The following is a 21,564-nucleotide window of genomic DNA, read 5'->3' as shown; positions in this document are numbered from 1 at the left end:
GATCGAGCCGAACGCGCCAGCAATAGACTGTTAACCCTAATGGCCGGTTAACGCGGCAGGCCGCCTCGCTCCGGCGACAAGTGCGGCGGGGGCGCGCCGCCGAGGGCAAGCTCGAGACCCAGCAGCTTCACCTGATCATTCAGGTCTCGCAGCAATCGCAGCCGCTTCTGCGCCCTGCCTTCGACATCGGCAGCCTCGCGCGGCGGCGTCGGCCATCGACGCTCGAAATTGTCACGACTGACCAGGCTGACGGCGCGGAGTTCGTCGAGCGTCATGCGATCAATGCCGAGCATCTCGGCGGATTGTTCGATCAACTGGCGAAGCAGGCCGGCGACTGCGGCCAGCACCGCGACGTCGGGCTTCGGCGCCGACCTTGCGAACTTGCCCTCGATATCGGCCCAGGCATGGGAGGTGACGAGATAGATGTAGAGATTGTCCGCCCAGCTCTTCCCGCCGTCATGATAGAAGGCGCGGCGCGATAGCAGCCGGCTTGCAATCTGCAGGACCTGATCCCGCTTCAGCGACGTGGATGAGGCGATCTCGATCGCCACCTGGATGGCGGGATCGCGGGACAGATCTCGCCCCGCGGGAATCCTGACGAGGCCTTCAGACAGATTCGAATCCAGCGGTCTGAAGCCGCCGTCGTTGCGCAGCCGCGAATAGCGGGCGATCGTGAACCGGTGGCCGGATTGCCCGGCCTCGGATGACGGGCCAAGATGGATGATGTTGAAGCCGGCATCATCACCGCCCTGCCCGGTGGAAGACGGACAGGACAGCACATGAACCGTGTGCCAGAAATCCTCGCCTCCGCTCCGGGTTGCGCGCGGGTTGGGGACCGAATAGCGGCACAGCCCCTCGACATGCCGGTGGCCATGCAGCACCATGGTGACGTTAAGCGAGGTGGCCGCTTCCAGGAAGGTCGCGGGTGCGGCGAGATACATCAGCGGCTCGTCGGGCACGCCGAGAAACCGCTTGCCCTCGCCGGTGGCCTGCGGCAGCGGATGGTGATGCAGCGCCAGCACGCGCACGAGATTTTCCGCGGGCTCGGAATAGTGGGCGCGTCCGGCCGAGCCCATGCTGCCCGCGAGCTCGACGCTCAACCGTGCTGAATGACCGACCGTTGCCTGGTAGGCCTGCGCGTCGATATCGCCACTGGCAAGCGTCAGGCTTGCCCTGTTGGAGTCGAGCAGCACAAGATCAAGACCGGCCTGGCGGTAATAAACGCTCTTCGAGGCGCGCGGCAGATGCAGATAGTCGTAGGCATCGTGCCGGCCGCCGCGCTGGCTCGGACTCTTGGCGTCGTGATTGCCGGCAACCGCCTGGATGTCGGTGAACAATCCCGTCTGCCTGAGCGACGCGATGGCCCCGAGCGCTTCCTCGAGCGCACGCGGTGTCGGGTCGTTCACGATGTCGCCGGTGATCACCAGGATGCGGTCGGGCACATCCGAAAAGCCCTCCATCCGTTCGCGAAGGGCGCCGGCAAGAGCCTCGATCGTCGCAAGCAGCCGTCCGGACCCGTCCAGATGCAGGTCGGATATGTGCGCAATGACAAACGATCGATCCATTTCGCGCCGCTCGTAACGAATGCTGCGTCGCCCAAAACGATGGAGAGAAATGCCTTCGGCGAAGAGTCCGGCCAGGTACCATCCTGGTCGGCATCAACAGAAATTCAACAACGCTGCTGCGCTCGATACGTGCAGAGATGCGCAGCACAACTTAAAAATATCCGTCAATAATGCCACAACCAAAACGCTAGTAAAGCCCCGCGGCGGCACACGTGAACAGCAGTTCTCAACGGAGCTGCGAGCGCCGGGCGCAAATCGTTTCGAGAGGCCCGATCAATATTCGATGGCGAGACGCTTGCGGATTTCGTCAATGCGCTTGTCGAGCGCGTCGAACCGCGCATGAATCGAACGATCGTGGAGATAGAAGACGTAGCCGCCGGCGATGAACGCGAAGACCCAGTGGTGATGCTCGACATAGCCAAACACCGCCTCGATGGCCTGGCCAATGAATGTGATCCCGCTCCACACAAATTCCATCGCGATTCCTCCCGGCAGGCATCGTCTTCGGTCGCCGGCGTTCTCTGCGCATCGGGCAACCACCGCCGGAACCTAGCATGGGTCTTTCTTTGCGAGTAGCGGCTCGCTGAACGGTGACCGCAAAGCCGATTGCGGCCACGGCCAAACTCTGCGAAGTCTCATCCAACCTGATGACCTTGCGGACCCGCCAATGCCTTCCGTCTTCGAGACGTCTACGACTGCCATTCCGATCACCTTCGTGACCAAATCGAGCTGGGAGGCCGTGCGCGAAACGCTGCCGCCGGCACAGCGCCAATACGCGACCGCAAGCGCCTTTTCCGCGAAGCCTGGCGGCTATCTCGCGCTGCCCGCGCCCGACGGCGCGATCGCGCAAGTGTTGTTCGGCCTCGAGGACGACGACAGGAAATTGCGCGATCCGTTCCGGCCGGGCGCCCTGCCCGGCTTGCTGCCGCCGGGCACCTATCGCTTTGCCAATGCACCGCACGATACACGGCTGGCAGCACTTGCCTTTGCTTTGGGATGCTACCGCTTCGCCCGCTACCGCAAGGCTGACAGGCCCGACGTCCGCCTGGTTCCGCCTGACGGCGTCGACGCCGTCGAGATCGACCGCATGGCGGATGCCGCGATGCTGGCGCGCGACCTCATCAACACCCCGTCCAACGACATGGGGCCGGAGGAGCTGGCCAGTGCCGCGCAAAACCTCGCGGCCGAATTCGGGGCGAGCTGTGCCTGCATCATCGGTGAGGAGCTCGAAAAGAACTTTCCGCTGATCCACGCCGTCGGCATGGCCTCCAACCGCGCGCCGCGACTGATCGACATCGGCTGGGGCGATGCTGCCCATCCCAAGGTGACGCTGGTCGGCAAGGGCGTCTGCTTCGACACCGGCGGGCTCGATCTGAAGCCGTCAAGCGGCATGCTGATCATGAAGAAGGACATGGGCGGTGCCGCCAACGTGCTGGCGCTGGCGCGCATGGTGATGGATGCGAAGCTGAAGGTGCGCCTGCGCGTGCTGATTCCGGCGGTGGAGAATGCGGTCGCAGGCAATGCCTTCCGCCCGCTCGACATTTTTACGTCGCGCAAGGGCATCACGGTCGAGATCGGCAATACCGACGCGGAGGGGCGGCTGGTGCTGGCCGATGCGCTGGCGCTGGCCGACGAGGAGAAGCCCGAGCTGCTGATCGACCTGGGCACACTGACGGGCGCCGCGCGCGTCGCGCTGGGGCCGGATTTACCTCCCTTTTACACCGATGATGAGACCCTGGCCGCCGACGTCGCACGTTGCGCGGTGCAGGAGAACGATCCGTTGTGGCGCATGCCGCTGTGGCCGCCTTACGATGCCTGGCTGGACTCCAAGACCGCCACCATCACCAACGCGCCGTCGGGGGGCTTTGCCGGCTCGATCACCTGCGCGCTGTTCCTGCAACGCTTCGTCGAGCAGGCCGAGAGCTGGCTTCACGTGGATATTTACGGCTGGACGCCGTCGGCGAAGCCGGCCCGGCCCGAGGGCGGCGAATGCCAGGCCGCCCGCGCCATCTACAAGGTGCTGAGCGAGCGCTATGCATGATTTGCGGCTGACACCGACGCGCGGCGACCTCGCCGCGAAATATCTCGAAGGCAAGGTGCAAGCCGATCGCTTCGTCGTAGGCGAGGAATTCGAGGTCATTGCACCAATCGCGCCGGTCCGCGAGCAGCCATCCTCGAACGCGATGCTGATGACGGAGGCGCTGCGCGGCGAGCGCGTGACGATCTACGACCGCAACGGCGAAGGCTGGGCCTGGGGCCAGCTTGGCGACGATGGCTATGTCGGCTGGCTGCCGGACGCTGCGCTGGCAAAGCCGGCCGCGGCCCCGACCCACAAGGTGAGCGCGCTGCGGACACTCGTCTTCCCCGGCCCGTCGATCAAGCTGCCGCCTGATAACACGCTGGCGCTGGGATCGAAGCTCACGATCGCGCGCGAGGAGGGCACGTTCGCCGTCACGCGCGAAGGCACGTTCTTGCCAAAAACGCATCTCGTGCCGCTCGACCATCGCGAGGCGGACTTCGTCGCGGTCGCCGAGCGCTTCGTCGGCACGCCCTATCTGTGGGGCGGCAAGAGCAGCCTCGGCATCGACTGCTCCGGCCTCGTCCAGGTCTCGCTGACCGCCGCCGGCACCGGCTGCCCGCGTGACAGCGACATGCAGCAGACGGGCCTCGGCCGCGCGCTGGAGCCGCACGAGCGAAACAGCTTGCTGCGTGGCGACCTGATCTTCTGGAAGGGCCACGTCGCCATCGTCCGCGACTCCGGCACGATGGTTCACGCCAACGCGCATCACATGGCCACGGTGATCGAGCCGATCGCGCCGGCGATCGCGCGGATCAAGGCGACCGGCAGCGAGGTCGTCGCGATCAAGCGGCTGTAGCGGCATTTGTAGTTCGCAGCGTGGGTTAGCCCTGCAGATGCGCGAAGCGCATCTGCTCGGCGTAACCCACCTCTTTGGTTTCCACGGAGACAGAAGCGGTGGGTTACGCCTCGCGGACCGCGCTTCGCACGGCCGCAATGCTAACCCACCCTACGAAACCTTACGTCGCGACCGCGCCGCCGCCCGCCGTCTCCAGGCGGAACGCCGCCGCGAACAGCGCGCGCGTATAATCCGTCTTGGGATTCTTGAACAACTCGGCGGCCGGACCTTCCTCGACCACCTTGCCGGCGCGCATCACGATGAGATGGCTGGCGAGCGAGGCGACGACGCGTAAGTCGTGCGAGATGAACATGTAGGTGAGATCGCGCCGGCGCTGCAATTCACGCAGCAGATCGACCATCTGCGATTGAATGAGCATGTCGAGCGCGCTGGTCGGCTCGTCCAGCACGACGAAGTCAGGCTCCAGCACCACCGCACGCGCGATGCTGATGCGCTGGCGCTGGCCGCCGGAGAATTCGTGCGGATAACGGAAGCGCGTATCCGGCTTCAGGCCGACATCCTCGAGCGCCTTGACGACGCGCGCTTCGCGCTCCTCAGCCGACAGTTTGGGCTGATGCACGGAGAGGCCTTCGGCGATGATGTCGGCGATCGACATGCGCGGTGAGAGCGAGCCGAACGGATCCTGAAACACGATCTGCATGTCGCGCCGGAAGGGCCGCATCTCCTTGAAGCGTAGCCCCTGGATGTCCTTGCCCAGGAACACGATGCGCCCGTTCGACGAGATCAAGCGCAGCAGCGCGAGGCCCAGCGTGGTCTTGCCCGAGCCGGATTCGCCGACGACGCCCAGCGTCTCGCCCTTGCGCACGGCGACGCTGACGCCGTCGACCGCCTTGATGTGGCCGACGGTCTTGCGCATCAGGCCGCGCTTGATCGGAAACCACACCTTCAGATCATCGGCCGACATCACCACCGGCGCATTCGGCTGCGGCGGCGCCGGATCAGGCTTCGGCTCGGCTGCAAGCAGATCGCGGGTATAGGCATGTTTGGGGGACTTGAAAACCTGCTCGACCGGCCCCTGCTCGACGATCTCGCCGCCCTTCATGACGCAGACGGTGTCGGCGATGCGCCGGACGATGCCGAGATCGTGCGTGATGAAGAGCAGGCTCATGCCGAGCCGCGCGCGGATTTCAGCGAGCAGCGCCAGGATCTGCGCCTGCACGGTGACGTCGAGCGCCGTGGTCGGCTCGTCCGCGATCAGGAGGTCGGGCTCGTTGGCGAGCGCCATCGCGATCATCACGCGCTGGCGCTGGCCGCCGGAGAGCTGGTGCGGATAACTGCTCAGCCGCGTCTCCGGCTCGGGAATGCCGACCTGCGTCAGCAATTCCAGCGTCCGTTCACGCGCCTTCCCATTGCTGGTCGGGTTGTGAAGCTGGATGATCTCGCCGATCTGCGCCTCGATCGTGTGCAGCGGATTGAGCGAGGTCATCGGCTCCTGGAAGATGATGGAGATGTCGCTGCCTCTGATCTCGCGCATCTCCCGTTCCGACCGGTCGATCAGCTCCTGTCCCTTGAAGCGGATGCTGCCCGAGGGGTGCGACGCATTCGGATAGGGCAGCAGCTTCAGGATCGAGAGCGCGCTGACCGATTTGCCGGAGCCGGACTCGCCGACCAGCGCGACGCATTCGCCGCGCTTGATCTGGAACGAGACCTTGTCGACCGCGAGCGTGGTGGCGCCGCCCTGGTGGAAAGCCACCGAGAGGTCGCGCACGGCGAGCAGTGGCTGGTTGATCGCGTCCATCACGCCCTCACTTGAACGTCTTGCGCGGATCGAAGGCGTCGCGCACGGCCTCGCCGACGAAGATCAGGAGCGACAGCATGATCGCAACCGAGAAGAAGCCGGAGAAACCAAGCCAGGGCGCCTGGACGTTGGACTTGCCCTGGGACAGCAGCTCGCCGAGCGACGGCGAGCCGGGCGGCAGCCCGAAGCCGAGAAAGTCGAGCGCCGTGAGCGTCATCACCGACGAGGAGACGATGAATGGCAGGAACGTCATCGTCGCGACCATCGCGTTCGGCAGCAAATGCTTGAACATGATGACGGCGTTCGACACGCCGAGCGCCCGCGCCGCCTGGATGTACTCGAAATTGCGTCCGCGCAGGAATTCCGCCCGCACCAGTCCCACCAGCGACACCCAGGAAAACAACAGCAGGATGCCGAGCAGCACGAAGAAGCCCGGCACCAGCACCGACGACAGGATGAGCAGCAGATAGAGCGAGGGGATCGCCGTCCAGATCTCGATGAAACGCTGGAACAGCAGATCGACCCAGCCGCCGAAATAGCCCTGCACTGCGCCGGCAGCGATGCCGACGACCGACGAGACGATGGTCAGGCACAGGCCGAACAATACGGAGATGCGGAAGCCATAGATCAGCCGCGCCACCACGTCGCGGCCCTGATCGTCGGTGCCGAGCCAGTTGTATTCGAGATCGCGGCAGCTCTTGAGGCCCTTCTTCTCGACCACCGGCTGGCACTGCTTCTCCGTCAACATCCAGGTCGGCGCTGACGGCGCCGGCGTCGGCAGATCGAGATTGTGGGTGTCATAGGAGTAGCGGATCAGCGGCCAGACGATGCTGCCGCCCTTGTCCTTGATCAGCTTCTGCAAGTACGGATCGCGATAGTCGGCCGCGGTCTCGAAGTCGCCGCCGAAGGTCGTCTCCGAATAGGTTACGAAGGCCGGCCAGTAGAGATGGCCGTCATATTTGACCAGGAACGGCCGGTCATTGGCGATCAGCTCGGCGAACAGCGACAGCACGAACAGGACCAGGAATATCCATAGCGACCAGTAACCGCGCCGGTTCGCCTTGAAATTCTGCCAGCGCCGCCTGTTGAGCGGCGACGGCGCGAACGGCTTGCGCGTGATCGGCACGGCGTCGCCGAGCGGCGACTTCGCGGTGGTTTCGATCGGGGTGGGAGCGGTCAGCGTCATCAGACCTCCCGCGCCTCGAAATCGATCCGCGGATCGATCCACATATAGGCCAGATCAGAGATGAGGTTCACCACGAGGCCGACCAGCGAAAAGATGAAGAGCGTGCCGAACACCACGGGGTAGTCGCGGTTGAGAACGCTCTCGAAGCTGAGCAGCCCCAAACCGTCCAGCGAGAAGATGGTCTCGATCAGCAGCGAGCCCGAGAAGAAGGCGTGAATGAAGGTGCCGGGGAAGCCGGCGATGACGATCAGCATCGCGTTGCGGAAGACGTGGCCATAGAGCACCCGGTTCTCGCTGCAGCCCTTCGCGCGCGCGGTCATGACGTATTGCTTGCGAATCTCGTCGAGGAACGAGTTCTTGGTCAGGAACGTCATGGTCGTGAATGCGCCGAGGCCCATGGCGATCAAAGGCAGCGTCAGATGCCAGAAATAATCGATGATCTTCCAGTACCAGGGAAACTGCGACCAGCCGTCCGACGTCAAGCCGCGCAGCGGGAACCAGTTGAAGAATGAGCCGCCGGCAAACAGGATGATCAGGAGGATCGCGAACAGGAAGCCGGGGATCGCATAGCCGAGCACGAGCACGGTCGAGGTCCAGGTGTCGAAGCGCGAGCCGTCCTTCACGGCCTTGCGGATGCCGAGCGGGATCGAGATCAAATAGGTCAGGAAGGTCAGCCAGATGCCGAGCGAGATCGAGACCGGCAGCTTCTCCTTGACCAGCTGGAGCACGCTGACATCGCGGAAATAGCTATTGCCGAAATCGAAGCGGGCGAAATTCCACACCATCAGCGCGAAGCGCTCCGGCGCCGGCTTGTCGAAGCCGAACTGCTTCTCCAGCTTCTTGATGAAGTCGGGGTCGAGCCCCTGCGCGCCGCGATATTTGGAGTTGATGGCGTCGCCACCGGCGCCCAGCTGGCCCGGCGCACGCTGCGCAAAATCGCCGCCGCCCGAAATACGCGAGGTGCCGCCCGTGTCGGCGCCCGACAGCTGCGCGATGACGCGCTCGACCGGACCGCCCGGCGCGAATTGCACGACGACGAAGGAGACAAACATGATTCCGAGCAGCGTCGGAATCATCAGGAGGAGGCGGCGGGCGATGTAGGCGCTCATGATTATTTCGCCTGCTCGAGCCTGGCGGCCTTGGCCGCGTCGAACCACCAGTTCTCGGGCGCACCGACGCCTTGCGCGTATTTCGCCGGCTTGTCGGGATGGCTGAACTGGTCCCAATAGGCGACGCGATGGAAGTTCGCATACCATTGCGGCACCCAATAGCGCCCGGCGCGGAACACGCGGTCGAACGCCCGGCAGGCCGTGGTCAGCTCGACCCTCGTCTGTGCGGCGACGATCTTGTCGATCAGCGCGTCGATGACGGGATCGGATATGCCCGCGAGATTGTACGAGCCCTTGGTCTTGGCGGTCTGCGAGGAGAAGAACGCCCGCATGGAATCGCCGGGGGTCGCCGACATCGAGAAGCGCTCGATAGTCATGTCGAAATCGAAATCCTCGACGCGCGCGCGGTACTGAACCGCATCCACCAGGCGGAACGTCGCGTCGATGCCGAGCGTCGCGAGGTTCTTCAGATATGGCCCGTGATGCGGCTGGATCGACTGCTCGTCGTTCAGGAACTCGATCGTGAAAGGCTCGCCATTGGGCAAGACCCGCTTGCGGTCCTTGATGACGTAGCCGGCTTCGTTGAGCAGCTCGCTCGCCTTGCGCAGCAGGGTGCGGTCCTGTCCCGAGCCGTCCGATACCGGCGGCACGAAAGGCTGACCGAACACTTCGTCGGGCACCTTGCCACGGAAGGGCTCCAGCAATGCGAGCTCTTCCGACGAGGGCGGGCCTGATACCATCATGTCGGAGTTCTGGAACGGCGAGCGCGTGCGCGCATAGGCGCCGTACATGATCGACTTGTTGGTCCACTCGAAATCGAAGGCATAAATCAGCGCCTCGCGCACGCGCGGATCCCTGAACTTGTCGCGGCGCATGTTGACGAACCAGCCCTGCGCGCCCGAGGGCGTTTCGTCCGGCAACTGCTCCTGCTTGACGCGGCCGTCCTTCACCGCCGGGAAATCGTAGCGCGTCGCCCAGATGCGCGAGGTGAGCTCCTCGCGGAACAGATAGTTCTTGCCGGTGAAGCCTTCGAAGGCGACGTCGCGGTCGCGATAGAACTCGTAGCGCACCGTGTCGAAATTGTAGCTGCCGCGGCAGACCGGCAGATCGGCGCCCCACCAATCCTTGACGCGATCATATTCGATGTAACGGTTGACCTCGAACCTGCCGACCTTGTAGGGGCCGGAGCCGAGCGGCGTATCGAGCGTCGATTCATCGAAGGCGCGCGTGGCGTAATACGCCTTCGAGAAGATCGGCAGGCTCGCGACATAAAGCGGTACGTCGCGTGCGCGGTTCGGCGCGAAAGTGACGACCGCGGTGGCGTCGTCGAGCGCCTCGGCCTTCACGAAATCGCGCAGCTGCACCACGATCAGCGGATGGCCCTTCTCCTTCAGCACATTGAGCGAGAAGGCGACATCATGCGCCGTGAGCTTCGAGCCGTCGTGGAAACGTGCCTCGGGCCTGATCGTGAAAGTGTAGGCCAGCTTGTCCGGCGAGATCCGCACCGATTTCGCAACAAGCCCATACATCGCGTCGGGTTCGTCATTGGCGCGCACCATCAACGGCGCGAAAGTCATGTCCATGCCCTGCGCGCCCTCGCCCTTCAGGATATAGGCATTGAGCGAGGAGAACGTGAAATAGGACTGGTTGTACGACCGCACCGAAGGGATCAGCGAGAACGCACCGCCTTTCGGCGCGGCAGGATTGACGTAGTCGAAATGGTGGAAATCGGCGGGATATTTGAGGTCGCCGAACGCCGAGATGCCGTGGGCCTCAGCGGGCCCCTCGGATGCTGCCACGTTGCGGAGTGCGGCAGCGCTGAATGCGCCGCCGACACCGAGAACCAGCACATGCCGGCGTGAAAGCTGCGCCATGCGGGACATGTCCTTCACGACTTCTTTGCGATCCGCGCCGCCTTGTCTGCGTCGTACCACCAGATGAGCGGGAAGCCGGACTGACCGTATCGCGGCAATTCGGCCGGCCGGCCGAAGCGATCCCAGCGCGCGGTGCGCACCTTCGTATAGGTCCACTGCGGCACGACGTATTGATTCCACAAAAGCACCCGGTCGAGCGCCCTGGTTGCGGCGACGAGATCATCGCGATCCCTGGAGTAGATCAGCCGCTCGATCAGCTTGTCGATCGCCGGATTCTTGATGCCGCCAATATTGCGCGACCCAGCAATGTCGGCCGACTTCGACGACCAGAACTCGCGCTGCTCGTTGCCCGGCGACTGCGACTCGCCCCAGGAGTTGGTGACGACGTCGAAATCCCACTCGCGCGTCCTGTTCTCGTATTGAGTCGGATCGACCGTCCGCACGCTGACGGCGATGCCGAGCCGTTCCAGCGACGGCTTGTAGAACAACGTGACTCGTTCGAAGCTCGGATCCTGATTCAGCAGCTCCAGAGAGAACTGGGTGCCGGTCTTGACGTCGATCAGCTTGCGGTCGCGCACCTCATAGCCGGCTTCCTTGAACAGGCGGAGCGCCTCGCGCAGATTGTCGCGCACGGCTTCCGGACTGCCGCCGACCGGATTGGCGTAGGGCGTCGTGAACACCTCGGGCGGGACCTCGGCACGGACGGTCTCCAGAATTTCAAGCTCCTTGCCTTGCGGCAATCCCGTCGCCATAAGCTCGTCAAGGCCGTCAAAATAGCTGCTGACGCGCTTGTACTGACCGTAGAAGAGCTGCTTGTTCATCTCCTCGAAATCGAACGCGCAGTTGAGCGCACGACGCACGCGGGGATCGCTGAACTTGGCGCGGCGCAGGTTCGGTACGAAGGCTTGCATCACGCCCGAGCTGCGATTAGCGAACTCCTCCAGGATCACGCGCTTTTCGGTCACAGCCGGGAAATCGTAGGCGGTCGCCCAGTTCTTGGCGCTGTTCTCGGTGCGCCAATCGACCTGATCGGCCTTGAAAGCCTCGATCGCAACAGTGGCATCGCGGAAATACTCGTAGCGCAGCTCGTCGAAATTGTTGCGCCCCACATTGGCGGCGAAGTCGCGCCCCCAATAATCCTTGACGCGCTCCAGTGCGATTGAGCGTCCAGCGACGAATTCCTTGACCTTGTAGGGGCCGGAGCCCAGCGGCACCTCGAGCGTGGTCGCCGAGACATCGCGCTTCTTGCCCTGCGCGTCCGTGCCCTCCCACCAATGCCGGGGCAACACCGTGAGCTGCCCGACGATCTGCGGCAGTTCGCGGTTCCCCGGCGCATCGAATACGAATTTCACATCGCGCTCGCCGACCTTCTCGGCCCGGACCACATGGCTGTAGTAGGCCGAGTACATCGGGTGGTGCTTCTTGAAGGAGTCGAGTGAGAAGATCACGTCCTCGGGGGTGACCGGCTTGCCATCATGCCATTTGGCCTGCGGGCGCAAACGGTAGATGACGAAGGAGTAATCGTCCGGATGGCTCACGGCTTCGGCCAGCGCGCCGTATTCGGTCGAGACTTCGTCGAGTGCGGGTGTCGTGAGGGATTCGTAGATGAAGGCGACGGCGCCGGAGACCTGCCCCTTCACGCCTGCTACGACGATATTGAAATTGTCGAAGGTACCGATGGCGATCTGGCGCGCGACGCCGCCTTTAGGCGCATCCGGGTTGACGTAATCGAAGCGCTTGAAGTCGGCCGGATACTTGACCTTGCCAAACAGCGACAACGCATGGCGCCAGGGAAGTTCACCGGCCGATTGCGCTTCTGCCGCGCCGACGACGGGCACGCCCGCTACCGAGCCGAGGGCGGGAAGCGCAGCGACGGCCGCGCCGGTGAGAAGCAGATCGCGTCGGGTAATGGCCAAATCAACATCCCTGTCTTGAAGGAGGCTACTCCTTTAAAGGTCCCAATATAGGCGAGGTTTCGACCGAATACGTTGCTTTTTCCTCATGTTGGAAGGCCGGACGGCCTCTCGGATGCGGCCAAACGCCCCGATAACAACGCCGCGAGCCCCTGATATGGAAGCGGCCAGGCTTTGAGGCCTGGCCGCATATTCCAAGATTGATATCCAAGAGCCTTATTTCGCCGCGGTCGGGAGCGGCTTCGGGCTGTCGGAGAGGCTGTTCAGATAGGCGATGACGTCAGCACGCTCCGAGTCCTTCGGGATACCGGCGAAGCCCATCGCCGTGCCGGGAACAGCGGCCTTCGGATTGGCAATGAACTTGTTGAGCAAGTCAAAGTCCCAGGCGCCGCCCTTGCTCTTCATGCCGGCCGAGAAGTTGAAGCCGCCGCGGCCCTCGCCGACGTGATCGCCAACGATGCCGTAGAGGTTCGGACCGACGCGGTTCGGGCCGCCCTTTTCGAAGGTGTGGCAGGCACCGCACTTCTTGGCGGCGGAGGCGCCCTTCTCGACGGAAGCAGTCTGGAGCAGCTTTTCGATCGGCTCGGAGGGGGCTGCGGCAGCGCCCGCGCCGCCCTTGTCGCCGGCTTCTTCCTTCACGGCGATCTCGAAGCCCGGCTTTTCCGGCATCTTGGGCGAGAACAGCGCACTCGCGGTGAAGCTCGTCACCAGCAATACGAGACAGGTGCCGAGCACCGCACCGATAATCTTGTTGAGTTCGAAAGAGTCCATTTCCGGCCAGGCCCCACACCGCAAGAAGGAATAAGCGGCCAGGCGGCCGCCAGGACGAGCCTCGGGAGAATCAAACGTTCCTTATTGTTTCCCCGAGTTTTGCCATTCAGATATCGGTTTGCCCCGGGTCTGGCAACCCGTATAAGCGACCCGACTCCCGACCCGTCCCCACCCCATTTCTCGGTGCGGAAATCGCCCTGTTTTCAAGGCTCTCGAACGATGACCGATCCCCGCATCCTGGTGCTGATCCCGGCCCGCATGGCGTCGACCCGCCTGCCCGGCAAGCCGCTGAAGGACATCGTGGGCCTGCCGATGATCGTACACGTGCTGCGCCGGGCGCAGGAAGCCGCGGTCGGCCGGGTCGCGGTCGCGACCGATACACAGGAGATCGCGGACGCCGTGACTGCGGATGGCGGTCTGGCAGTGATGACCAGCCCCGATCACCCCAACGGCTCGAACCGGATCTATGAAGCCATGCAGAAGCTCGATCCGGGTGGCCAGGCCGAGATCGTGATCAATCTCCAGGGCGATTTCCCGACGATCACGACTGACAATATCCGCGACGTGCTGCCGCCGCTGGAGGACCCCGCGGTCGATATCGCGACGCTGGCCTCGCAGATCCACACCGAGGAGGAGGACCTCGCGCCGAGCGTCGTGAAGGCGATCGGAACCTCACTCGGCGGCCGGCGCATGCGCGCACTTTATTTCACCCGTGCGACGGCGCCGACCGGCGACGGACCGCGCTACCATCATATCGGCCTTTACGCCTATCGCCGGGCCGCGCTGGAGCGTTATGTCTCGCTGCCGCCCTCGCCGCTGGAGTTGCAGGAGAAGCTCGAGCAACTCCGGGCCCTGGAGGCCGGGATGCGGATCGACTTCACCATCGTCGACACCGTCCCCCGCGGCGTCGACACGCCGGCGGATCTCGAGACCGCCCGCAGCATCCTTTCCAAATCCTGAGCCGCTGCTACAAGGCCCGTCATGAGCAAGATGAAAATCGCATTCCAGGGCGAACCTGGCGCCAATTCCCATATCGCCATCGTCGAGGCCTATCCCGACGCCGAGCCGATGCCCTGCGCCACCTTCGAGGACGCGCTGTCCGCGATCTCCTCGGGTGAGGCCGATCTCGGCATGATCCCGATCGAGAATTCCGTCGCCGGCCGCGTCGCCGACATCCACCATTTGCTGCCGGCCTCCGGCCTCTTCATCATCGGCGAATGGTTTCTGCCGGTCCGCCATCAGCTGATGGCGATCAAGGGTACCAAGCTATCCGACATCAAATCCGTCGAGAGCCATGTGCATGCGCTTGGCCAGTGCCGCCGCATCATCCGCAAGCTCGGCATCAAGCCGATCGTGCACGCGGATACCGCCGGCAGCGCCCGCGACATTTCCGAACGCAAGGACAAGAGCGTTGCCGCGATCGCCTCGCGCCTCGCCGCGCAGATCTACGGCCTCGACATCCTCGCCGAGGATATCGAGGACGAGGCCCACAACACCACGCGATTCGTGGTGTTGGCACGCGAGCCGAAATGGGCCGCCCAAGGCTCGGGCTCACTGGTGACGACTTTTGTTTTCCGGGTGCGCAACCTGCCCGCCGCGCTCTACAAGGCGCTCGGCGGCTTTGCCACCAACGGCGTCAACATGACCAAGCTCGAAAGCTACATGGTCGACGGCAATTTCTTCGCCACGCAGTTCTATGCTGACGTCGATGGCCACCCTGATGACAAGGGCCTAGCGTTCGCGATCGAGGAGCTGAAATTCTTCTCGCGCGAATTCCGCATCGTCGGCGTCTATCCGGGACACCCGTTCCGCGCGACCTTCAGCGAGGCGCAGGATTAGTCTCGTGTCCCGGACGCGCGAAGCGCGAGCCGGGACCCAGAGGCCACGATACCTAGACGGGCGATGGGCCCCGGCTCTGCAGCGCATCGTTTCACGCTGCGCTGCGTCCGGGGCACGAGCGGTCTAAGCCGCTCTCTTGAGCCCGAACGCCTTCGCCAGCAGCGAATACGACTTCTTCCGCGCCTCGTGATCGTACACGGCGGTGATCACCATCAATTCGTCCGGCTTGCTCGCATCCATCAGCGGCTGAAGCTTCTTCTGCACGGTCGCAGGGCTGCCGACGAACAGGCGCGAGCGGTTGCGGGCGATCGAGACGCGCTCGGAGTCCGTATAGGGATAGGCCAGCGCCTCCTCGACGCTTGGCAGCGGCAGGTATTGACCACGGTCGCGGCGCAGGCGGTTGAGGTCGAAGGATGTCGCAAGCTTTTCCGCCTCCTCGTCCGTATCAGCCGTGACGACGGCAACGGCGAGAATCGCGTGCGGGGTCGCGCGCCAGGCCGAGGGCTGGAAGCGGTTGCGATAATGCACCATCGCGTCGATCGCATCGTGGGACGCGAAATGATGCGCGAAGGCGAAGCCCATTCCGACTTGCGCTGCTAGCTCCGAGGAATAATCGCTGGAGCCGAGCAGCCAGATCGGCGGCAACGGGCTGTCGTCGGGCATCGCGACGACGTTGTGGTAAGGATGACCTGCGGGAAATTCGCGGGTCTCCCACAGGATCAATTCGTGCAGCCGCTCCAGAAAGTCGTCGCCCTCGCGACGATCGAGCCGGCTGCGCAGTGCATAGGCCGTCGCACCGTCGGTGCCGGGCGCGCGGCCGAGGCCGAGGTCGATGCGGCCCGGAAACAGCGCCTCCAGCATCTTGAAGCGCTCGGCCACAACCAGCGGGGCATGGTTGGGCAACATCACACCGCCAGAGCCGACGCGGATATGCTTCGTCACCGCCGCGATCTGCCCGATCATCACATCGGGGGCCGGGCTCGCGACGGAGGCGAGGTTGTGATGCTCGGCGAGCCAGTAGCGGACATAGCCGAGCCCGTCGACGTGGCGCGCCAGATCGATGCTGTTGCGCAGCGCCGCGGCGGGTTTAGTGCCTGTGGTGACGACGGAGAGGTCGAGGACTGAAAGCGGGATCATGGCGCGTTAACGTAGTGGAGGGCCGCGCGTCGGCAATGGGGGGCATGCGCAGGTCTGGCGTGTGCGGCCGAGCGGCCTTGCGTTCGACCGATGTCGAACGTTGGGACACGCAAAGGCCGCATAGATCAAACTTCATATTGCCCACGATTTTTGGGCCATCTATCGAGCTGCAAGAAGAGATTCAATACATTGATTATAATGAAATATTCTCCAGTTTAACGCAATTCCCACTCAAGAGCATCGCGCCGCAATATTCAGCCATTTCTAACTCGGAAGTGGGCTACTTCCCATCTCCGATGGGCTGTCGAGAAACCAGCCTTTGCCTTATCTTAGCGTCTCCCGAGCTAAGACCCGGCGGCCAGACCGCTGGCAAGCCCCTGGAGTGTATGGTGCCATGACCGAGACGACGACGCCTGCCCAACCCGAAGGGCATGACGGGCACCTGAAGCGGCCTGCGATCTCGTTCGAGTTCTTTCCGCCCAAGACTGAAGATATGGAGCGGAATCTCTGGGAGACCATCAATCGCCTCGCCACGCTCGAGCCGAAATTCGTCTCGGTGACCTATGGCGCCGGCGGCTCGACGCGTGAGCGCACCCATTCGACCATCGCCCGCATCCTGAAAGAAACCGCGCTGCTCCCGGCCGCGCATCTAACCTGCGTCGGCGCCTCGCGCGGCGAGATCGACGAGATCGTCGACCGCTACCACGAGGTCGGCGTCCGCCACATCGTTGGCCTTCGTGGCGATCCCGCCGGCGGCATTGGAACGCCCTACGTCAGCCATCCCGACGGCTATCAGAGTTCGGCCGATCTCGTCGCGGGGATCAAGAAGCGGCATGCCGACATCGAAGTGAGCGTGTCTGCCTACCCCGAGAAGCACCCCGAAGCACGCGACTTCGACGCCGATATCGACACGCTCCAGGCCAAGGTCGACGCCGGCGCGACCCGCGCGATCACCCAGGTGTTCTTCGATAACGACCTCTACTTCCGCTATCTCGACCGTGTCCGCGCCCGCGGCATCAGCATTCCGATCGTGCCGGGCATCATGCCCATGCACAATTTCAAGCAGGCTCGCAATTTCGTCACCCGCGCCGGCACCACCGTGCCGGACTGGTTCGCTGCGAAGTTCGAGGGCCTCGATGACGATGCCGAGACCCGCAAGCTCGTGGCCGCGACGGTCGCAGCCGGCCAGGTGCAGAAACTGGCAAAGCACGGCGTCGACACCTTCCATTTCTACACCATGAACCGCGCCGATCTCGTGTTCGCGATCAGCCATTTGCTCGGCATCCGCGCCAAGAGCGCGCAGAAGGCGGCGTAAAGCACAATGACCGTATCCCCCTCGCCCAAGCGAACCGCCCTGATCAACGCTGCGCGCGAGCGCATCCTCGTGCTCGACGGCGCCATGGGCACGATGATCCAGAACCTGCAGTTCGACGAGGCCGCCTTCCGCGGCGAGCGCTTCAAGAACTTCCATCGCGACCTGCGCGGCAACAACGATCTGTTGATCCTGACCCAGCCACAGGCGATCGAGGACATCCACGCCGCCTATTTGCGCGCCGGCGCCGACATCGTCGCGACCAACACCTTCTCCACGACCTCGATCGCGCAGGCCGATTACGATCTCACCGACATCGTCTACGAGATGGCGCGCGATGGCGCCCGCCTCGCCGGCAACGCCGCCAGGCGCGTCGCGGCCGAAGACGGCAAGCCGCGCTTCGTCGCCGGCGCGATCGGGCCGACCAACCGCACCGCGTCGATTTCGCCTGACGTCGCCAACCCCGGATATCGCGCAGTCACCTTCGATGATTTGCGCAAATCCTATGGCGAGCAGATCCGCGGCCTGATCGACGGCGGCGTCGATTTGCTGCTGGTCGAGACCATCTTCGATACGTTGAACGCCAAGGCGGCGCTCTATGCGATCGCCGAGATCACCGAAGAACTCGGCATCGACATGCCCGTGATGGTGTCGGGCACCATCACCGACAAATCCGGCCGCCTGCTGTCGGGCCAGATGCCGGAAGCATTCTGGAATTCGGTGCGGCACGCCAAGCCCGTCACCATCGGCTTCAACTGCGCGCTCGGTGCGGAAGATTTGCGCGCGCACATCGCCGATATCGGCCGCGTCGCCGACACGCTGGTCTGCGCCTATCCCAACGCCGGCCTCCCCAACGAATTCGGCCAGTATGACGAGACGCCCGAATACATGGCGCGCCTGATCGGTGAGTTCGCGCGTGACGGCCTCGTCAACATCGTCGGCGGTTGCTGTGGCACCACGCCGGACCATATCGCTGCGATCGCCGCCGCCGTCGCCCCGCACAAGCCGCGCATCGTGCCGGAGATCGCACCGAAGTTGCGGCTCTCCGGCCTCGAGCCGTTCGTGCTGACGGATGCGATTCCGTTCGTGAACGTCGGCGAGCGCACCAACGTCACCGGATCGGCGCGCTTCCGCAAGCTGGTCACGAACGGTGATTACACCGCCGCGCTGCAGGTCGCGCGCGACCAGGTCGAGAACGGTGCGCAGATCATCGACGTCAACATGGACGAGGGCTTGCTCGACTCCGAAGCCGCGATGGTGACCTTCCTCAACCTCGTCGCCGCCGAACCCGATATCGCCCGCGTCCCGGTCATGGTCGACTCCTCGAAATTTTCGGTGATCGAAGCCGGACTGAAGTGTGTTCAGGGCAAGCCGGTCGTCAACTCGATCTCGATGAAGGAAGGCGAGGAAAAATTCATCCACGAGGCCAAGATCGCCCGTCGCCACGGCGCGGCGGTCGTGGTGATGGCGTTCGACGAGGTCGGCCAGGCCGACACGTTCGCGCGCAAGACCGAGATCTGCAAGCGCGCCTACGACATCCTGGTGGGCCGCGTCGGCTTCCCGCCTGAGGACATCATCTTCGATCCGAATATCTTCGCGATCGCGACCGGCATCGAGGAGCACAACAATTACGGCGTCGACTTCATCGAGGCGACGCGCTGGATCCGGCAGAACCTGCCGGGCGCGCATATCTCGGGCGGCGTCTCGAACCTGTCGTTCTCGTTCCGCGGCAACGAGCCGGTGCGCGAGGCCATGCACTCGGTGTTCCTGTATCACGCCATCAAGGCCGGCATGGACATGGGCATCGTCAATGCCGGGCAGATGATCGTCTATGACGACATCGACCCTGAATTGCGCCAAGTGTGCGAGGACGTCGTCCTCAACCGCGACGCGGGCGCCTCCGAGCGCCTGCTGGCGCTCGCCGAAAAGTTCCGCGGCAAGAAGACCGAGGCGAGGGAAGCTGATCTCGCCTGGCGCGAATGGCCGGTGGCGAAGCGGCTGTCGCATTCGCTGGTGCACGGCATCACCGAATTCATCGAGCAGGACACCGAGGAGGCCCGCAAGAATTCCTCGCGCCCGCTCGACGTCATCGAGGGGCCGTTGATGGCCGGCATGAACGTGGTCGGCGACCTCTTCGGTGACGGCAAGATGTTCCTGCCGCAGGTGGTGAAGTCGGCGCGCGTGATGAAGCAGGCGGTCGCCTGGCTGATGCCGTTCATGGAAGAGGAGAAGGCCCGCAACGCCGCGGCTGGTGTCGACGCCGGCAAGAGTTCATCCGCCGGCAAGATCGTGCTCGCGACCGTCAAGGGCGACGTCCACGACATCGGCAAGAACATCGTCGGCATCGTGCTCCAGTGCAACAATTACGAGGTGATCGACCTCGGCGTGATGGTGCCGGCCGCCAAGATCGTCGAGACGGTGAAGGCGGAGAAGGCCGACATCGTCGGGCTATCAGGTCTGATCACGCCCTCGCTCGACGAAATGGCGTTCTTCGCCGGCGAGCTGCAGCGCGAAGGCCTCAAGCTGCCGCTGCTGATCGGCGGCGCAACGACCAGCCGCGTGCATACGGCTGTCAAGATCGACCCGAGCTACCGCGCCGGTCCCGTCGTGCATGTCAACGACGCCAGCCGCGCGGTGGGCGTTGCGTCCTCGCTGCTGAGCCCTGAGAAGCGCGAGGCCTATGCCGCCGAGGTCCGCGCCGAATACGCAAAAATCTCCGAGGCGCATCTGCGCGCGCAGGCGGACAAGAAGCGGCTGAAGCTCGCTGATGCGCGCAAGAACCGCGTGCCGGTGGACTTCGCGGCGAACAAGCCGGTGAAGCCGACCTTCCTCGGCACCAAGAGCTTCGACGAGTACGATCTCGCCGAGCTCGTGCCCTATATCGACTGGACGCCGTTCTTCCAGACCTGGGAGCTTGCCGGCCGCTTCCCCGCGATCCTCAAGGACGAGAAGGTCGGCGAGGTCGCGCGCTCGCTCTACGATGATGCGCGCAAGATGCTCGACACCATCGTCAAGGAAAAATGGTTCCGGGCCCGTGCGACGGTCGGCTTCTGGCCGGCGAATGCGCAGGGCGACGACATCGTGCTCTATGCCGACGAGAGCCGCACCGCTAGAATCGCGACGCTGCACACGCTGCGTCAGCAGCTCGAGAAGCGCGAGGGTCGTTTCAACGCGGCGCTGTCCGACTTCATCGCGCCCGCGGGCGTGCCCGACTATGTGGGTGGCTTCGTCGTCACCGCCGGGATCGGCGAGGACGCCGTCGCTGACCGCTTCAAGATGGCCAACGACGACTACTCCTCGATCCTGTGCAAGGCGCTGGCCGATCGTCTCGCCGAAGCGTTCGCCGAGCGCATGCATGCCCGCGTGCGCCGCGAGTTCTGGGCCTATGCGCCGGACGAGGCGCTGTCCAGCGAGGAGCTGATCCTCGAAAAATACCAGGGCATCCGCCCCGCGCCCGGCTATCCCGCGCAGCCCGATCACACCGAGAAGGCGACGCTGTTCGAGCTGCTCGATGCGGAAGCGACCGCCGGCGTGAAGCTGACGGAGAGCTTTGCGATGTGGCCGGGCTCGTCCGTGTCCGGGCTCTATTTCGCAAACCCCGAGAGCTATTATTTCGGCGTCGGCAAGATCGAGCGCGACCAGGTCGAGGACTATGCGGCGCGGAAGGGCATGACGGTGACCGAGACCGAGCGCTGGCTCGCGCCGGTGCTGAACTACATCCCGTCGCAGCAAACGACCGACAAGGCTTTCACCGCGACGCCCGCGAACGACGAAACGTCAAAAGACCTCGCCTCGCATCCGCCCGGCTGCACCTGCGCGGTGCATCTGGTCTGGCAGAAGAAGCGCGCGGGAGCGGGTTAGGCGCCCGCTCGAAAAGCAAGCGCGAAAACAACCCCATGCACAGTAGGGATGGGGTTGATGGGATTGACGAATTTCGGCCTTACCGAAAATTGCTTGTTCCGTCGGGCAAAACAGCTGTATAAGTCGATCATCGCTCGCCATGTCGGTCTCGTGCCCCGGACGCAGCGCAGCACGAAGTGATGTGCTGCAGAGCCGGGGCCCACACTGGCTACGTTGCTTGTGGCGATCTGGGTCCCTGTGTGTGGAAAGTCTGTCATGATGGCGGTGGGCGGGAAGCCGTTGGGTCCTTGGCGCTTGACGCCGTGATCCGGCCCGGTCTCCCG

Annotated in this window: 15 protein-coding genes; 6 read left to right on the top strand and 9 right to left on the bottom strand. The window is 64.0% G+C overall.

All coding sequences use genetic code 11. The features are described from left to right. Positions 1–47 precede the first annotated feature (47 nt). Both M2427_RS00075 and M2427_RS00070 read right to left on the bottom strand, forming a co-directional pair. Positions 48–1,565, bottom strand: coding sequence for a metallophosphoesterase (locus M2427_RS00075; RefSeq protein ID WP_280704001.1), 1,518 nt, complete (start codon positions 1,563–1,565; stop codon positions 48–50). A 273-nt stretch (positions 1,566–1,838) separates the two neighbouring features. Then, the gene (locus tag M2427_RS00070) at positions 1,839–2,042 is read right to left on the bottom strand and encodes a hypothetical protein (protein ID WP_280704000.1); all 204 of its coding nucleotides are present in this window, start codon (positions 2,040–2,042) and stop codon (positions 1,839–1,841) included. Positions 2,043–2,232: 190 nt separating this feature from the next. Between M2427_RS00070 and M2427_RS00065 the strand changes: the two genes are divergently transcribed. Further along, complete coding sequence (locus tag M2427_RS00065) at positions 2,233–3,606, top strand: leucyl aminopeptidase family protein (protein ID WP_280703999.1); 1,374 nt, start codon at positions 2,233–2,235, stop codon at positions 3,604–3,606. After that, entirely contained in the window at positions 3,599–4,441 is an 843-nt protein-coding gene (locus M2427_RS00060) for an NlpC/P60 family protein (protein WP_280703998.1), read from the top strand. Before M2427_RS00065 ends, M2427_RS00060 begins: the two co-directional genes overlap by 8 nt. 160 nt (positions 4,442–4,601) lie before the next feature. Here the strand turns inward: M2427_RS00060 and M2427_RS00055 are convergent, their stop codons facing one another. The 6 genes from M2427_RS00055 to M2427_RS00030 form a co-directional block, all read right to left on the bottom strand. Further along, complete coding sequence (locus tag M2427_RS00055; protein WP_280703997.1) at positions 4,602–6,239, bottom strand: ABC transporter ATP-binding protein; 1,638 nt, start codon at positions 6,237–6,239, stop codon at positions 4,602–4,604. Between the two features lie 7 nt (positions 6,240–6,246). Further along, complete coding sequence (locus M2427_RS00050) at positions 6,247–7,425, bottom strand: ABC transporter permease (protein WP_280703996.1); 1,179 nt, start codon at positions 7,423–7,425, stop codon at positions 6,247–6,249. Continuing rightward, positions 7,425–8,534 (bottom strand): microcin C ABC transporter permease YejB, encoded by a 1,110-nt coding sequence (locus tag M2427_RS00045; protein ID WP_280703995.1) that lies wholly within the window; start codon positions 8,532–8,534, stop codon positions 7,425–7,427. Before M2427_RS00045 ends, M2427_RS00050 begins: the two co-directional genes overlap by 1 nt. 2 nt (positions 8,535–8,536) lie before the next feature. After that, on the bottom strand, positions 8,537–10,408 hold the full coding sequence (locus M2427_RS00040) for an extracellular solute-binding protein (protein WP_280703994.1): 1,872 nt from the start codon (positions 10,406–10,408) through the stop codon (positions 8,537–8,539). 14 nt (positions 10,409–10,422) lie between these two features. After that, positions 10,423–12,324, bottom strand: coding sequence for an ABC transporter substrate-binding protein (locus tag M2427_RS00035; RefSeq protein ID WP_280703993.1), 1,902 nt, complete (start codon positions 12,322–12,324; stop codon positions 10,423–10,425). A 213-nt stretch (positions 12,325–12,537) separates the two neighbouring features. After that, positions 12,538–13,092 carry a cytochrome c family protein gene (locus tag M2427_RS00030; protein ID WP_280703992.1) on the bottom strand — a complete coding sequence of 185 codons (555 nt, stop codon included), beginning with the start codon at positions 13,090–13,092 and terminating at the stop codon, positions 12,538–12,540. 219 nt (positions 13,093–13,311) lie between these two features. On the opposite strand from M2427_RS00030, the gene M2427_RS00025 reads away from it, so the two are divergent. Together M2427_RS00025 and M2427_RS00020 are read left to right on the top strand one after the other, a co-directional pair. Continuing rightward, positions 13,312–14,052, top strand: a complete 741-nt coding sequence (locus tag M2427_RS00025) for a 3-deoxy-manno-octulosonate cytidylyltransferase (protein ID WP_280703991.1) — start codon at positions 13,312–13,314, stop codon at positions 14,050–14,052. Positions 14,053–14,073: 21 nt separating this feature from the next. Continuing rightward, complete coding sequence (locus tag M2427_RS00020) at positions 14,074–14,931, top strand: prephenate dehydratase (protein WP_280703989.1); 858 nt, start codon at positions 14,074–14,076, stop codon at positions 14,929–14,931. Between the two features lie 123 nt (positions 14,932–15,054). On the opposite strand, the gene M2427_RS00015 is transcribed toward M2427_RS00020, so the two are convergent. Further along, positions 15,055–16,068 (bottom strand): LLM class flavin-dependent oxidoreductase, encoded by a 1,014-nt coding sequence (locus M2427_RS00015; RefSeq protein WP_280703988.1) that lies wholly within the window; start codon positions 16,066–16,068, stop codon positions 15,055–15,057. Positions 16,069–16,462: 394 nt separating this feature from the next. On the opposite strand from M2427_RS00015, the gene metF reads away from it, so the two are divergent. Both metF and metH read left to right on the top strand, forming a co-directional pair. Then, positions 16,463–17,383 (top strand): methylenetetrahydrofolate reductase [NAD(P)H], encoded by a 921-nt coding sequence (gene metF / locus M2427_RS00010; RefSeq protein WP_280703987.1) that lies wholly within the window; start codon positions 16,463–16,465, stop codon positions 17,381–17,383. A 6-nt stretch (positions 17,384–17,389) separates the two neighbouring features. Beyond that, positions 17,390–21,241 (top strand): methionine synthase, encoded by a 3,852-nt coding sequence (gene metH, locus M2427_RS00005; protein ID WP_280703986.1) that lies wholly within the window; start codon positions 17,390–17,392, stop codon positions 21,239–21,241. Positions 21,242–21,564: the final 323 nt, after the last annotated feature.

Source organism: Bradyrhizobium sp. BR13661 (assembly GCF_029892425.1).
GTDB lineage: Bacteria > Pseudomonadota > Alphaproteobacteria > Rhizobiales > Xanthobacteraceae > Bradyrhizobium.
This window is presented reverse-complemented; position numbering and strand designations above follow the sequence as displayed.